Source organism: Actinomadura sp. NPDC048394, from assembly GCF_040651755.1.
GTDB classification, from domain to species: domain Bacteria; phylum Actinomycetota; class Actinomycetes; order Streptosporangiales; family Streptosporangiaceae; genus Spirillospora; species Spirillospora montaniterrae.
This window is the reverse complement of record NZ_JBEZJL010000143.1, coordinates 1-14601: the sequence shown is the minus strand read 5'-3', so window position 1 is coordinate 14601 and position 14601 is coordinate 1. Positions and strand designations below refer to the sequence as shown.

Genomic DNA, 14601 nt, shown 5'->3' with positions numbered 1-14601 from the left:
GCCGCCGGGTCCCCCCGCGGCCGGCGCGGCACGCCCCCCCCCATCCATCGGCCGGGCTCCACCCGGCCGCCGCGACGCGGTGAGAAGTCCTCACGAGGACTCCCCAGTGCCTATGTGCCGGTATAGCGGCCGATCGCCTTGCACGCTGGTCAGGCCCCTTCCACCGGCCGCTTGTCGGCGGCCCCCAGAACGCTTGGTGACACCTCGCTGTCGTCGTCCCACAGGTCCGGAGGCTCGCCCACCCATGACTGGCGGTCGCGCTCTCGATTCCGCTGCGCCGATCCGCCCCCACCGGTCATCGGTCCCATGGCGGCAGGTCCGGAGCGTGCTGTGGCGGATTCCTGCAAGGTCTCCGCCTGCGCGGCTGTGGCGGGGCTGATCGTGCCCCGGCCGATCACGCCGTTTCGGAAGCGGCCGTTTCCGACGGCGCCGTTTCCGCTGGGCCCGCCAATGGGCGGCTCTTCACCAACGCCAAGGGCGCTTCCGCCTCGAGGGACACCGATCGCGCCGCCGGCGGGGAGGCTTGTGCCTCCGCGGAGCGGGGCCAAACCGGTCTCACCGGGCATGCCGGGGTAAATGGTTCCCGCTCCCGGCCGCTGCGATCCGGCACCTGGCGCGAGCGGCGATGTGGAGGGGGAGGCAGAGTCCGCCGGGAGTCCAGGTCCGCTGCTGTTCGGGTCGCCTGTCCCGGGAGGGTGAACGCCTGACAGATCTGTACCGGGATTCGCGGGATGGCCGACTCCTGGCGAACTCGGCATTGAGCCGGGCTGTGCTCCGGGATGGACCTGATCCGGCGGAGTTCCGTGGCCGGCCGGGTTCCCAGGGATGCCAAGCCCCGGGGTGGGAGATACGGCTCCGGGAGAACCGGATCCCGCCGAGCCGTTGGAGGAGGGCCCGGGCGAGATTCCGTGAAGGCTTCCCGCACTACCGGCGCCGGGTCCCTCCGAGCCACCGCTTCCCGGGGTTTCGGGGCCGCCGGAACCACCGGAGGGCGGCGTGCTGATCGGAGCCCCGTGCCCGATCTTCCCCATATCAAGCGGTGTGGAGATGCTCGGGGGGATTGCGCTCCAGGTTTCGGTGATGCGTTCGTTCGCGCCCTGCATCCAGGTACGCGCCTCGGCGTCGTCCTTCGGCTGGGGCATGTTGTTCTTGTACCAGGCCAGGTATTCGGAGCCGTGGCGTTCGACGGCCGTGCCGAAGTCTCTGGACGCGGCGCCGATCGTATGGCTCGACGCCCACAGGTTCCGCAGCTGTTCCTGCGCGGCGGCGGCGTCCGTGCCGTTCCAGGCGTCGTTCAGGTCATGGCCGATCTGGGCGAGCTTCGGCGTGAGCTTCTCGTAAGCCGCCGCGAAGCGGAGGTAGGCCTCCCCGGCTTCCGTGACGGCACCCGGATCACTGGACTTCAGGTACTGAAGGATGGTCGCTCGGTCGTACCGGCCCGGTGACCCGTTCGGGGCCCCGTCACGCATGAAGTACGTGTACTCGCTCGTCACTCCGGCCTCCGTTATCTCAGCGATCCCGGGCCTGGACGCGGCGAGTCCGTGGTCCGGGGGGCGGTGGGATCGGGAGTGTTCTCGAGCTCGATCCGGACGGCGGCGACCCGTCGTTCGAGCTCGGATTCGGCGTCGTCGTAGACCTGCGCGGTGCGGCGGAGCAACTTGATGGTGTTCAGCGTCTCCGCCAGGAACGCACCATGCTGGTCGGTCAGCACGGAGCGGCATTTCACGACGCTCGGGACGAGGCTCTGCGCCGCGTCCCAGGTGCCGTAGGCCGCGTCTGGGGTGCCGACCGCGCGCTGGAGGTCCTTGGTGGCTTCTAGGAGTTCTTCGAGGTCGGATTCGAGGCGTTGGGCGATGGCTCGGAGGCGGGTGCGGTCGACGCGGAGTTCGCCGGTCTGGTTGAGGCCCGGCCAGGTGCCGTAGGCGCCGGGCGGGACGGACCTCGGATCCACGGGCGGCATTTCGGTTCCCCCTCCGGCTCCCGTCTTCTGGCGTCGCGCGAGCGCGCCCGTCGACTCTGTCACACGGCTTGACCGGGTGTCAGGGATCGGGCAATTCGGAGGGGCGGGGTGATCTTATTCGGGCATCCGGATCTTGCGTCAGGGCTTGGCGGCGAGGCGGAGGCCGAGGCCGATGAAGAGGGAGCCGGTCGCGACGTCGAGGCGGCGGCGGGCGGTGCGGCGGCGGCGGAGCCATGCGCCGATGCGGCCGGCGAGGACGCCGACGGTGCCGTCCACGAGGAATTCGAGGGCGATCAGGATGGCGCCGAGGAAGGCGAACTGGAGCCAGACCCGGCCCATTCCCGGGTCGATGAACTGGGGGAGGAACGCGATGGTGAAGGTGACCATTTTGGGGTTCAGCAGGTTGGTCACCAGGCCGTTGAGGTAGGCGCGGCGGTTCGACGGCGGGGCGGCGGGGGCGTCGTCCTGGTCGTTTCGGTGCCGGATGGTCTGGACGCCCAGGACGACGAGGTAGGCGGCGCCGGCGAGGCGGACGGTCGTGAACGCGATCGGGACGGCGGCGAAGAGGGCGGTGAGGCCCGCGGCGGCGACGGCGACGTGGACGGCCTCGCTGGTCGCGACGCCGGCGGTGGCGAGGAGGCCGGCGCGGGGGCCGCCGCGCATGCCGCAGCCGAGGATGAAGAGCATGTCGGGGCCGGGGACGAGCATCGCGATGACCGAGGTCAGCAGGAACGCGGCGAGCAGGTGCTGGTCGATCGGCATGGCTCGATCCTGCCACGCCGATCCTGCATAGGATCGGTTCGCACTCGTCCCCGTTGGAACGGATCAGGCCGGCACATGACAGATGGCGACTCGGTGCGTTCGGCGGTCCGCGAGGTGCGGGCCGGGTTCGGGATCGACGCGCGGCGCGTCGACCGGATCGGGCGGCTGCTGGCGGGCGGCGGGTTCCACACGGTCGAGGAGGTCGTGGCGCGGACGGGTTCGTCGCGGCGGACGGTGGAGGCGGTGTTTCGGGCGCTGGGGCCGCATCTGGAGGCCGAGGGCGACGGGCGGCGGATCGCGAAGCGGTATGTCGGTGAATACGACGACATCTTCGGCGAGCCGGTGGAGATCCCGGATCCGTGGACGGAGCGGGCCCGGCGCGATCCCGTGGCGCTGGAGGCGATGGACGCGCTGGTCGCGGCGGCGCCGCCGCCCGTCCAGGCGCTGGACCATGTGCCGGCGACCGCGGAGACGGTGCTGAAGCGGGCCCGGTTCATGCTGGACGGCTTCGACCTGCGCGGCGCGCACGTGCTGTGCGTCGGCGACCATGACCTGACGTCGCTCGGCCTGTTCCTCGCGGGCGGTGCGGAGGGCCTGCGGGTGAGCGTGGCCGACATCGACGAGCGGCTGCTGGCGTTCATCGATGGAGAGGCGGCGCGGCGGGGCTGGGACGTCCGCTGCCATGCCGCCGACCTGCGGCTGGGCCTTCCGGTGTCGCTGCGGGAGTCGTGCCAGGTCGTCTTCACGGATCCGCCGTACACGCCGGAGGGCGTCGGCTTGTTCGTCGCCCGGGGCCTGGAGGGGCTCGGGGATCAGCGGAACGGGCGGGTGCTGCTCGCGTACGGGTACGGGGAGCAGCAGCCGGCGCTCGGGCTCGCCGTGCAGAAGGCGTTGAATCCGCTGCATCTGGCGTATGAGGCGATGTTGCCGGGCTTCAACCGGTATGTGGGCGCGCAGGCGATCGGCAGCGCGGCGGCCCTGTACGTGCTGCGTCCTACGAAGCGGACCGCCGGGGCCGTCCGCGCCGCCGCCGAGGATCCGCGCACCGCCATGTACACGCACGGCGCCCAGTCAGTGGAGGCGGACACCGGTGCTCTGGACGACGCGGCGGCCGCGCGCATCGTCGAGGTCGCGAAGGCCGAGAACCCGCTGCTGGTCGGGGACGGCTGGCCCGCGAAGGCCGCCGGACGCCGCATGTCGCTGCGCGAGTTCATGGCGGCTCCGCTGCCGCGCAACCTCCAGGGCCACGGCACGGTGCTGATCAATCTGTATCCGGGGTTCGGGGCGTCGGCGGTGCGGGCGCTGCTGGCCGCGAACGCGCCGCGCGTCGGGCTCGTCTGCCGCACTGACCTGCCGTTCCTGCGGGACGCGGAGGGGCAGCGCGAGTTCCGGCGGCTCGCCGGTCCCGGATACCGGGTGGAACGCATGCTGCGCGGGGTCCCGTCGTCCGGTATGGCGCTCGTCCTGGCCGAGCGGAACGACCATCCGGCGGACGCAGCCGAGCGGGTCCTCGCCTACATCCACGCGCGCGCACACGGCAAGATCGGCAACGGCTGGCGGGAGGGCCTCATCGCTCTCCGGAAGGCGGACGGGCGGACGCTCACCAAGGCCGAGGCCCGGCGGGCCATCCAGTCGGCCGCCGACCGCCCTGATCTGCTGGAACGGTCGCTGATCGACCTTCCGGCGCACCTGCTGGCCGTCCTCGAAGAGCAGGTCCGGCGCTCCGTGACGGCGCTGCCGGACTGACCGGATCACGCGCGGGCGCGCGTCGTACCGCCGTTGACGTGCAGGATCTGGCCGACGAGCGCGGGCAGCCGGTCGTCGGCGAGGAACGCGATCGCCGCCGCGATCTCCTCCGTCGCGGCGATCCGGCCGAGCGGCACCCGCGCCGCGTACCGGGCCCGGACCTCCTCGCCGGTGACGCCCGCGGCCACCGCGTCGACCTCCAGCAGCCCGGCGTCGATCACGTTCGGCGCGACCGCGTTCACGGCGATGCCCAGCGGGGCGAGCTCGCGGCCGAGCGACTTCGCGAGCGCGATGACGCCCGCCTTGGACGCCGAGTGCGCCGTCGCGTCGGGCCGCCCGGTCACCCCCCATTCGGAGGAGACGAGGACCATCCGGCCGCCGCCGCGCTCCACCATCCCGGGCATGACGGCCTGCGCGCACGCGAACGTCCCGCCGAGGTTGACGTCGACGATCCGCCACCAGTCGGCGAGGTCGTGCTCGGCGAACGGGGAGAGGGTGGTGTACGCGGCGTTCGCGACGAGGATCCCGATGTGGTCGCCGGTGCGGCGCTCGATGTGCTCGACCATCTCGCGGACGGCGTCGGGGTCGGACACGTCGGCGGGCGCGGCGATGCCGTCCAGCTCGGCGGCGAGGTCGCCGACCGGCCGGCCGGGACGGTCGTTCAGCGCGACGAGGTGCCCGCAGGACGCGAGCCTCCGCGCGACGGCGGAGCCGAGGCCGCCGGCGGCGCCGGTGACCAGCGCGAGGGCCATCAGATCACCGCCCCGGAGTTCGGGGAGAGGATCTCGCCGGCGCAGAACGTCCCGTCCTCCACCAGGTAGGCGGCGGCGAGCGCGATCTCCTCCGCGGACGCGAGCCGTCCCGTCGGCAGCGCCTGGACGAAGGCGGGGCGGCGCCACGGCGAGTCGGGCGGCAGCAGCGGCGTGTCGGTCGGGCCCGGGGCGACCGCGTTCACCCGCACCCCGGACGGGGCGAGCTCCGCCGCCAGCGACCGGACGAGCCCGATCACCGCGCCCTTCGCCGCCGCGTAGTGCGCCTCCGCGTCGCCTCCGGCCAGGGCGAGGTCCGACGCCACGCCGACGACGGCGCCGTGCCCGCGCTCCGCCATCCCGGGCGTCACCGCCCGGCATACGTTCACCAGCCCGCCCAGATGCACGCGGAGCATGCGGTTCCAGTCCTCCCAGGCGATGTCGGACACCGGGACGATCGCGTAGTGCCCCGCCGCGCACAGCGCCGCCTCGATCGGGCCCATCTCCCGCTCGATCCGGCGGACGACCGCGGCGACCTGGCCCGGGTCGGCGACGTCGACGCCGACCGCGTAGTCGGCGTCCGGGGCCGGGCCCAGGTCGAGCGCGGCCGTCGTCCAGCCGCGTCCCGCCAGCTCGCGGACCATCGCGCCGCCGATCCCGCCGGCCGCCCCGGTCACGAGCGCGACTCGTTCGCGCATGCGCACTCCCCATCTCCCGAGACCCAGGCAAACCCGGCATTAGCCCAGGTGGCAAGGGTCATGGCCGTTTCTTGGCCGAATGCACGGCCGGACGCGGGGCTTGCCGTGACCTTCACCGGAATCCGCGCCGCGACGGGGAGCCCACCCTGTCCGCCCCACCGGGCCGGGGTGAGATGGTGACGGTGTGACCAGCGATCCCGCGATGCCGCGCCTCACCGTCCGGCACCTCCTGGAGGTCCCGCGCTTCCGGCTGCGGCTGGTCGCCGGGGCGGCCGGGCTGGACCGGCCGATCCGGTCGGCGCACTCGACCGAGCTGCTCGATCCCGCCCCCTACCTGCGGGGCCACGAGGTCGTCCTGACGGCCGGGTCGTCCCTGCGGGACGCGGACGCGTGCGCGGCGTTCGCCGCGTCGGTGAAGGCGGGGCGCGCGGGCGCGATCGGCTACGGCGTCGGCGACGTCACCGAGGACGTCCCGGACGCGCTGCGCCGGCACTGCGACCGGCTCGGGCTGCCGCTGGTCGAGGTCCCGGCGGGGATCCCGTTCCTCGGGTTCACCGAGTGGTTCGCCGAGCGGCTCGCGTCGACCCGCGAGGAGTGGGACGAGCGGGAGGAGATCGGGCGGGTCCTGTACGAGATCCAGCACGGCCTGGCGCCGCCGGAGACGCTGTGCGCGCAGGTCGAGGAGGCGGGGCTCGACCCCGCCCTGCTGGTCGCGGTCGCGATGCCGGCCGCGGACGCGCCGGACGCGTCCGGCGCGCCCGGCGTCCTCGGCCTGGACGACGACGTCGCGCTCCTGATCACGGGCGACGAGTACGCCGGGACGGACGTGGCCGGCATCGGCAGCCCCGGGCCGCTCGCGGACCTGCCGCGGTCGCTGGCGGAGGCGCGGGCCGCGCTGGACGCGGCGCGCCGCACCGGCGACGTCGTGCACGCCGCCGGCCTCGCGACGTTCCGGGCGCTGCTCGGCCGGCTGGACCGGGAGCAGCTCGCCCCGTTCGCCGACCAGATCGCCCGGCCCCTCGCCGACTACGACGACATGCACGGCGGCCGGCTGGTGGAGACGCTGCGCGTGTTCCTGGACCGGGGCGGCGCGGTCGGCCCCACGGCCCGCGCGCTGTCGCTGCATCCGAGCACGCTGCGGCATCGGCTGTCGCGGGTCCAGGCGCTGACGGGCCGCGACCCGCTCGACTTCGAGGACCGCGCCGCGCTGGCGATCGCCATCTGGACGGCGCGCTGACGTCCCGTCCCGCGAGCGCTCGGGCCCTCAAGGGCGAAGAGCCAGGCGCGCTTCGTTGCGGGCCGCTTCGTCCTCCGGCAGGGACCACTGCTCCAGGACGGAGCGCCGGGCGGCGTTCCGCGCCTCGACGGGCAGGCGCGCGACCGCGGCGGCCAGCTCCAATGCCCGTTCCAGGGCCTCGCCGGGACCGGTCAGCCGGTCGATGAGGCCGCAGGCGAGGGCCTCCTCGGCGGGGACGCGGCGGGCGGTCAGCAGGATGTCGAGCGCCCGGCCCTGGCCGACGAGGCGGGGGAGGCGCACGGTCGCCGCGTCCAGGCAGGGCAGGCCCTGGGCCAGGTTGAGGGTGCCGAACTCGGCGGTGGTGGACGCGACGCGCAGGTCGGCCCAGAGGGCGAGCTCGAAGCCGCCGCCGAAGCAGTAGCCCTCGACGGCCGCGATCACGGGCTTGGCCGGGGGTGTGCGGGTGACCGCCATGGGCGGCGGGCCGTCCACCGTGGGCATGGGGAAGTCGCCCGCGGCCATGGCCTTGAGGTCGTTGCCGGCGCAGAAGGCGCCGCCGGCGCCGGTGAGGACGATCGCGCGGACCGCGTCGTCGCGTTCGGCCGCGCGGACGGCGTCGGCGAGCGCCTCGGCCATGGGGCCGTCGACGGCGTTGCGGCGGTCGGGACGGTCGAGGGTGATCAGGTGGAGGTCGCCGTGGCGCGCGGTGCGGATCATGCCGCGGATACTAGATAGATCGATCTAGCGAGAGCAAGGGCTAGGCTGCCCGCATGGGTTCCGACACGCGGGCGCGGCTGCTGGAGGCGGCGGCGCGGCTGTTCCGCGAGCAGGGGTACGCGGCGACCGGGCTGAAGCAGATCACCGCGGAGGCGGGGGCGCCGTGGGGGTCGCTCTATCACTTCTTCCCCGGCGGGAAGGAGCAGCTGGGCGTCGAGACGGTCGGGCATTCGGGCGCGCGCTACCAGCGGCTGTTCGACCTCGTCTACGAGCGGACCGAAAGAGGTGCGGACGAGGCCGTCCGCGACATGTTCCGGCTGAGCGCCGAAGCCCTGGAGACGTCGGGCTGGGCCGACGGCTGCCCGATCGCCACCGTCGCGCTGGAGGCGGCCAGTACCAGCGAGCCGCTGCGGCACGCGTGCGCGGACGTGTTCGCCGGCTGGCGCGCCGCGACGGCGCGGCGCTTCGCGTCCGAGGGCATCGAACCCGCCGAGGACCTGGCCGTCTACGTGTTCGCGGCGTTCGAGGGGGCGCTCATCCTGAGCCGCACCGGTCACGACACCGGCCCGCTGCGCGTGACCGCCGACATCGTCGCCCGGACGATCCGGGACCGCCGCCCGCGACGCGAGACGGCGTCAGGCGTGTAGGCGGGGGAGGACGCGGTCCAGGCGGCGCGGCATCCACCAGTTGGACGCGCCCATCAGGAACATGAGCGAGGGCACCAGCACGAGCCGGATGACGGTGGCGTCGAGGATGACGCTGAACGCCAGGCCCAGCGCCAGCATCTTCACCACGACGGTCGGCGAGGCGGTGAAGGACAGGAACACCACCGTCATGATGAGCGCGGCGCTGGAGATGACCCGGCCCGTGACGGCCAGCCCGCCGGCGACGGCGCGGGTGTTGTCCGGCACGTAGGACTCGATCGGCACGCCCTCGGGCAGGCCCAGCACCGCGTCCCCCCACCCCCACTGGAACACCGCGACGAGCGCGCCCCACGACGCGGCGGTGGTGAGCAGGTTCAGGGCGACGGCCTTCAGCGGGATCACCACGCTGCGGAAGACGGTCATCAGCAGCAGGTACGCCAGGACCAGCACGATCCCGATGATGACCGGCAGGCGCCGCGCGACGGTGTCGCGGAAGTCGAGCTGGGCGGCCGTGCTGCCGGTGAGGTAGGCCTTCGCGCCGGTGCCGCGCAGCGCGTCGGGCAGCGTCCGGTCGGTCAGCGTGCGGAACAGGTCGGACGTCGCCGAGGTCTGCGGCCCGGTGGTGGGCGTGACGGTGGAGACGAGGAGCGCGCCGTCCGGGCTCGGCTGCGGCTGCGTGGCGGACGCGACCCCGTGCGCGCCCTGGAGCGCGCGCGAGAGATCGGTGCTGACCTGGCTCGCCGGGACGGTCGCGTGCCGGACGTCCGCGACGACGGTGAACGGGCCGTTCGCGCCCGGCCCGAACCCTGGCCCGCCGGCGCCGGCGATCCAGTCGTAGGCGTGGCGGGTGGTGCTGCCGGACGGGTCGGCGCCCGCGTCGACGTGGCCGAGCCGCATGGAGAACACCGGCACCGCGCACACGACGGGCAGCACGAGGCCGGCGGCGAGGAACGTCCACGGGCGGTGCTCGATCGTCGCGGCGTACCGGTGCCAGGCGTCGTGGCCGCTGGAGGTCTCCGCGACGGGAACGCGGACGGAGAGCCGGTCGATGTGCCGTCCCACCAGCCCGAGCGCGGCCGGGACGAGGGTCATCGCCGCGGCGGCGCTGATCAGGACGGCGATCGTCGCGGCCAGGCCGAGCTTCCCGATGAACGCCAGGCCGCTCGCGTACAGGCTGAGCAGCGCAACCGCGACGGTGAGCGCGGCGACCGCGATGGCGTGGCCGCTGGAGCCCGCGGTCCGCCCGGCGGCCTCGACCGGCGGGTGCCCGTCGATGAGGTCCTGGCGGAACCGGGTGGTCAGGAACAGCGCGTAGTCGATGCCGACGCCCAGCCCGAGCATCGTCGCCAGGGTCGGCGCGGCGGTGGCGAAGGTGATGACGCCCGCGACGACGCCGACCACGCCCGTCCCCACGGCCACCGCGACCAGGGCGGTGACCAGCGGCGTCACGGCCGCGCCGACGCTGGCGAACGCGATGAGCAGGATGACCAGCGCGGCGCCGATGCCGACCAGCTCGCTCGCGAGGTCGTTGGCCGGCGGCCGGACGATCTGGGTGAAGTCCCCGCCGTACCCGACCCCGACGCCGGCGTCCCGGGCGGGCGCGGTCGCGTCGTCGAGGTGCTTCGTGTACCCGTGGCCGAGCTTCTTCAGCTGCTCGTCGAATGCCACGGTGGTGGACACCGTCCGGCCGTCTGTGCTGGTCAGCGGGGTGGAGACGCCGACGACGTGCGGCAGCGAACGCAGGTCGTCGAGGCTCTGGTCGACGGCCTGCTCGTGCGCCGACACGGTGCCGGTGCCGACGTGGAGCACCACGAGCCCGTCCGGGCGGCCGGCGGCCGGGTCGGACGCGGCGAGCAGGCCGGAGCCGGTGTCGGACTGGGTGCCGGGCAGGCTGACCTGGTCGCTGAAGACGGGGCCGACGGCCTTGCGGCCGCCGAGCGCGGCCACCAGCAGGACGAGCCACGCGGCGAGCACCCAGAGGGGGTGGCGCGCGCAGAACGAGCCGAGGCGGGCCAGGCCGGCGGGCCGGCGGCCGGGCGCGATGGACGACACACGATCTCCCAGCGACGTCGGGACTGGCAGAACCGTATGGTCGGAGCGTCCCGCGACCGGCCCGCCGACCTGCCGCCGATGGCAAAGCCTTGGTCGAGGACCGCCCGCCGCCGAGGCCGGGGACGCTCAGGCTCCCGTGGCCGCTGGGAGCCGGTCCAGGAGTTGCCGCGTGTGGCCGGGCAGCTCCGTCTCGGCGAGGCCCGCGAGGAGGTCCCGCAGCGGCAGGGGCTGATCGACCAGGCAGGCGCCGTTGGACAGCAGCCGGGCCGGCACGGGCGTGTCGAGTTCGGCGTCGCTCAGCGCGGGCCCGCCGAGCGCGCACAGGGCGTCCGCCTGCCGCCGGAGGCGCTCGACGAGCCCGGCGGTGCCGCCCGCGAGCGCGACGACGCGGTCGATCGTCCAGGTGTCGAGCGCGATGCGGTTGTCGTACGCGGCGTGGGCGCCGGACGCGACGGCCGAGGCGGCCGCGAGGGTCGTCGCCGTGATGAGCGAGACGTGCGCCAGGATCTGGTCGGCGGTCCATTCGCCGGGCGGCGGCGCGGTGCCCGCCTTCACGGTCGCGGCCGCGTCGAGCAGGGCGCCGTAGGCCGCTCGGAGCCGGGTGGTGTCCACGGGGCGTCACATCTCCCAGGGGGCCTGGGGGAGGACGTCGCCGGTCTCGAGCAGCGACTTCAGGTTCGCCAGCACGGCGGGCCAGCCCTGCGAGATCCCGTTCAGCATCTCCTCGTTGGGCAGGTTCTCGTGCGTCACGGTCAGCCGGACGATGTCCTGGTGCGGCTCGACGAGGAAGGTGACCACCGACGGTTCCCGGTCCAGCTCGGCGTCCGGGCGGTCCTCGAAGGTGATCACGAGACGGGTCGGGGGCTCGGCCTCGACCACCCGCCCGACGACGTCGACGGCGCCTGATCCGTCGGTGCGCCGGTGCTCCCAGGACGAACCCGGCTGCCAGTCGGAGACGTTGGCGTGCCCCCAGTAGCGGGCGGTCAGGTCGGCGTCGGTCAGCGCGCGCCAAACCTGCTCGGCGCTCGCGCGGATGTAGGTGACGTACACGTAGGTCGGTACGGAGACGGACGTCTCGGTCATGGCGTACTCCTCGGCTTGACTCCGGATGGCGCTGAGCGCTTGCAGCCGCGGCCGGTCGAACTCCGCGATCCAGCGCTGTTCGATCTCGTGGATCGGTGCCGGGTTGAGGTAGTGCAGCCGCTGCCGGCCGCGCCGCACCACGGTCACGAGGCCGGCGTCGACGAGCACGTTCAGGTGCTGCGTCGCCGACTGGCGCGCCATCTCCAGGCGCTCGCACAGCTCGCCCAGCGTCTGGCCGTTGCGCTCGCGCAGCCGGTCGAGCAGCAGCCGCCGCGTGGGGTCCGCCAGCGCCTTGAAGGCCGCGTCCATGGTCGTCGCTTCCCGATTCACCCCTCCATTATGCAGGCAAACACCTGCATAATGTCAAAGGGCCTCCCCGGGGCCGGCGGGCTCCCTGGACTCTTGGACGGGGAGTCAGTACGTTCCTGGTGACCCCTGGCCCTTGACGATCTCCAGTCGCCGGGCGGGTCATCTCATCAGGAGGATCCGGCGATGGCGGATTCGTTCGACGGCGCGTTGCACGCGGCGATCCAGGCGCGGGGACTCGGGCTGGAGCGGCTCCACGCCAGGCTCGCCGAACGCGGGATCCAGGTCAGCGTCGCGAGCCTCAGCAACTGGCAGCGCGGCCGGTGCCGCCCGGAACGGTCCCGGTCGCTGTCCGCCGTGCGGGCGCTCGAGGAGATCCTGGAGGTCCCGGCGGGCTCCCTGACCGCGCTGCTCGGGCCGCGCCGCCCGCGCGGCCGGTGGGCCCACAGCGTGCCCGGCGCCCTGTCCTACCGCGACGTCAGCCAGGTGCACGCCAGCGTCGACCGGCTGCTCGGCCAGATCCGGAACCCGGTGGACGGCCAGCTGCGCTGGCTGAGCTGCGACGAGACCGTCCGCGTCGGCGCCGGCCGGGACGAGCGGTCGGTGCGCACGCGGGCCGTGTTCCAGGCGCGCACCGACGGCGTCGACAGGCACGTGGCCGTCTACTACTGCGAGAAGGAGATGCTGCCCGACATCCGGCGGGCGTCCCACTGCCGCCTCGGCCAGGTGCGCACCGACCCGGAGGCCGGCGTCACCGCCGCCGAGCTGCTGTTCGAGCATCCGCTGCGGCGCGGCGAGACCTACATGGTCGACTACGAGTTCGGCTACAGCCGCGGCGGCCCCGAGGCGACCTTCTACCAGCGGTGGTTCCGCCACCCCGTGCACATGTACCTGCTGCACGTCCATTTCGAGCCGGACGCCCTCCCGGCCCGCTGCCTGCGCGTCTGGCAGCCGAACACCGTGACTCCCGCCGCGGACGTGGCGGAGCTGCGGCTGTCGGACTGGCGCGCCGTTCATGTGGCCGAGATGGAGGTGCGGCCCGGGGTGCACGGCATCCGCTGGGAATGGGACTGAGGCGCCCCGCGGGAACGCCGTTCAATTTATAGCCGGGTATACGTTGAAATGCCTCCGGCGGTGGGGGTCTTGCCTCGGATTTGTTGCGGGTCGACCATTCTTTTGACGTTCCGCGGACGTCCGAAGGCCCCCGAATCCCACCCCCCGGAGGAGTTCGCTCCCATGCATGTACGTTCCGGCCGGCGCGCCGCCGTGTGCGCGCTGGCGCTCGCCCTCGCGGCCGTGCCCGGCACCGCCGACGCGGCCGCCCTGCGGCTCGACGTCACGATGCAGGCGCAGGAGATGTCCAACTGGTGCTGGGCCGCGTCCGGCAACACCGTGGCCGCCTACCTGGGCAAGAGCTACACCCAGAACCAGTTCTGCAACCTCGCCTTCGACCGCTCCGTCAACTCGTCCTGCCCCAACAGCCAGGCCACGCTCGCCAACGACCAGACGGCGTTCCGCAAGATCGGGATCAGCCCCGGTAATTACGTGACCGGCCACCTCTACTACTGGGCCGTGACGCGCGAGATAGACGCGCGGCGGCCCGTGATAGCCCGCATCCAATGGACGAGCGGCGGCGGGCACATGGAGGTCCTGTACGGCTACGACGACAGTTCCGACATGGTCTATTGGGGCAATCCCTGGCCGTCGAGCTACCGCTACAACTGGGCCTCGTACGACTACTACGTCGCCAACGACACCTTCTCCTGGACCCACTCCCTCGACTACATCGGCGCATGAGGAGGCGCGACATGACACCGTTCACGGGCCTCGTGCTCGGCGGCGCGATCGTGGTCGCCGCGGCGGCGCCGGCGCACGCCGCGTCCCCCGCCCCCGCCCCGCCGCGCGCCGCCGACGTGGCCGCCGCCCGGCAGGCCGCCGCCGCGGCGTCCCCGACCCTCGCCCGCTTCTTCGCCGGACGGGGGAGGACGGGGCAGGTCACCGCCGCCGCGGCGGAGCGGATGGCGCCCCGGCTGACCGGCGCCACCGTGCCGGTCTACGACCTGAACCCGGGGTTCGTCACCGGCGCCTCGGACACCGTCGCGCGGCTGTCGTTCCTCGCCACCGAGGCGGTCTCGGCCGACGGGCAGCGCGCGTCGGTGTGGACCGTCCAGAAGGCCGGGACCTGGCGGCTCGCCAACATCGCGTCCGGTGCGGACGAGGAGAACTACGCCCGCGAGGGCGGCACGGTGTTCCGCGAGCCGCAGATCAACGCCTGGTACGCGCTGCGCGACGGCCGGGTGCGACCCCTCAACACCGAGGCGCGGCAGGCGGCCGGCGCGCCGTCGGTCTCGCTCGCCGCCTACCGGCGGGCGGTCGGCGAGCGCTACGGCGGCCGCATGCCCGGTTCGGCCTATGACCGGCAGGGCATGGCCGGCGGCTACGCCCCCGCGCACAAGGACGGTTCCGGCGGAAGCCGGATGCCTCTCGTCCTCGGCGGCGTGGTCCTGGCCGCCGGCGGCGGGCTGGCTGCTCGCCGGCTCGTCCGGCGCTGACCCGGCGCGCACGACGGCGGGTGGCGCGGTCTCACCAGACCCCCCCCCCCCCCCCCGCCCCGGGAGGCGGGGGGGCAGTGGAGCCCCAGCCCCCC

Annotated in this window: 15 protein-coding genes; 6 read left to right on the top strand and 9 right to left on the bottom strand. The window is 73.7% G+C overall.

From position 1 onward, the window contains the following. Window positions 1–149: 149 nt before the first annotated feature. The 3 genes from AB0C78_RS49580 to AB0C78_RS49570 form a co-directional block, all read right to left on the bottom strand. On the bottom strand, window positions 150–1493 hold the full coding sequence (locus tag AB0C78_RS49580) for a hypothetical protein (RefSeq protein ID WP_360762456.1): 1344 nt from the start codon (window positions 1491–1493) through the stop codon (window positions 150–152). Window positions 1494–1504: 11 nt separating this feature from the next. Continuing rightward, entirely contained in the window at window positions 1505–1951 is a 447-nt protein-coding gene (locus AB0C78_RS49575; protein WP_360762454.1) for a hypothetical protein, read from the bottom strand. 147 nt (window positions 1952–2098) lie between these two features. Next, entirely contained in the window at window positions 2099–2722 is a 624-nt protein-coding gene (locus AB0C78_RS49570) for a LysE family translocator (RefSeq protein ID WP_360762451.1), read from the bottom strand. 75 nt (window positions 2723–2797) lie between these two features. Here AB0C78_RS49570 and AB0C78_RS49565 point away from each other — a divergent pair, with 75 nt between their 5' ends. Further along, complete coding sequence (locus AB0C78_RS49565) at window positions 2798–4468, top strand: bis-aminopropyl spermidine synthase family protein (protein ID WP_360762448.1); 1671 nt, start codon at window positions 2798–2800, stop codon at window positions 4466–4468. A gap of 5 nt (window positions 4469–4473) precedes the next feature. Here AB0C78_RS49565 and AB0C78_RS49560 read toward each other — a convergent pair whose 3' ends face one another. After that, a complete protein-coding gene (locus tag AB0C78_RS49560; RefSeq protein WP_360762444.1) occupies window positions 4474–5220 on the bottom strand; it encodes an SDR family oxidoreductase in 747 nt (248 codons plus the stop codon). Next, entirely contained in the window at window positions 5220–5915 is a 696-nt protein-coding gene (locus AB0C78_RS49555) for an SDR family oxidoreductase (RefSeq protein ID WP_360762441.1), read from the bottom strand. Before AB0C78_RS49555 ends, AB0C78_RS49560 begins: the two co-directional genes overlap by 1 nt. 184 nt (window positions 5916–6099) lie before the next feature. Here AB0C78_RS49555 and AB0C78_RS49550 point away from each other — a divergent pair, with 184 nt between their 5' ends. Next, window positions 6100–7152 carry a PucR family transcriptional regulator gene (locus tag AB0C78_RS49550; RefSeq protein WP_360762438.1) on the top strand — a complete coding sequence of 351 codons (1053 nt, stop codon included), beginning with the start codon at window positions 6100–6102 and terminating at the stop codon, window positions 7150–7152. Between the two features lie 27 nt (window positions 7153–7179). On the opposite strand, the gene AB0C78_RS49545 is transcribed toward AB0C78_RS49550, so the two are convergent. Then, a complete protein-coding gene (locus tag AB0C78_RS49545) occupies window positions 7180–7869 on the bottom strand; it encodes an enoyl-CoA hydratase-related protein (RefSeq protein WP_360762434.1) in 690 nt (229 codons plus the stop codon). Window positions 7870–7922: 53 nt separating this feature from the next. Between AB0C78_RS49545 and AB0C78_RS49540 the strand changes: the two genes are divergently transcribed. Further along, window positions 7923–8516, top strand: coding sequence for a TetR/AcrR family transcriptional regulator (locus AB0C78_RS49540; protein WP_360762431.1), 594 nt, complete (start codon window positions 7923–7925; stop codon window positions 8514–8516). Here the strand turns inward: AB0C78_RS49540 and AB0C78_RS49535 are convergent. The 3 genes from AB0C78_RS49535 to AB0C78_RS49525 all read right to left on the bottom strand — a co-directional run bounded on the left by AB0C78_RS49535 (window position 8505) and on the right by AB0C78_RS49525 (window position 11978). Further along, window positions 8505–10565 (bottom strand): MMPL family transporter, encoded by a 2061-nt coding sequence (locus AB0C78_RS49535; RefSeq protein ID WP_360762428.1) that lies wholly within the window; start codon window positions 10563–10565, stop codon window positions 8505–8507. The two genes, AB0C78_RS49540 and AB0C78_RS49535, sit on opposite strands and share 12 nt — an antisense overlap. Window positions 10566–10691: 126 nt before the next feature. Then, the gene (locus tag AB0C78_RS49530; protein WP_360762425.1) at window positions 10692–11177 is read right to left on the bottom strand and encodes a DinB family protein; all 486 of its coding nucleotides are present in this window, start codon (window positions 11175–11177) and stop codon (window positions 10692–10694) included. Window positions 11178–11183: 6 nt separating this feature from the next. Next, window positions 11184–11978 carry a metalloregulator ArsR/SmtB family transcription factor gene (locus AB0C78_RS49525; RefSeq protein ID WP_360762422.1) on the bottom strand — a complete coding sequence of 265 codons (795 nt, stop codon included), beginning with the start codon at window positions 11976–11978 and terminating at the stop codon, window positions 11184–11186. Window positions 11979–12140: 162 nt separating this feature from the next. Between AB0C78_RS49525 and AB0C78_RS49520 the strand changes: the two genes are divergently transcribed. From AB0C78_RS49520 to AB0C78_RS49510, 3 genes are all read left to right on the top strand, one after another. Then, window positions 12141–13028, top strand: coding sequence for a helix-turn-helix transcriptional regulator (locus tag AB0C78_RS49520; protein WP_360762419.1), 888 nt, complete (start codon window positions 12141–12143; stop codon window positions 13026–13028). A 162-nt stretch (window positions 13029–13190) separates the two neighbouring features. After that, window positions 13191–13751 carry a papain-like cysteine protease family protein gene (locus tag AB0C78_RS49515; protein ID WP_360762416.1) on the top strand — a complete coding sequence of 187 codons (561 nt, stop codon included), beginning with the start codon at window positions 13191–13193 and terminating at the stop codon, window positions 13749–13751. An 11-nt stretch (window positions 13752–13762) separates the two neighbouring features. Continuing rightward, window positions 13763–14506: a hypothetical protein gene (locus AB0C78_RS49510; protein WP_360762413.1), complete on the top strand. Its 744-nt coding sequence runs from the start codon at window positions 13763–13765 to the stop codon at window positions 14504–14506. Window positions 14507–14601: the final 95 nt, after the last annotated feature.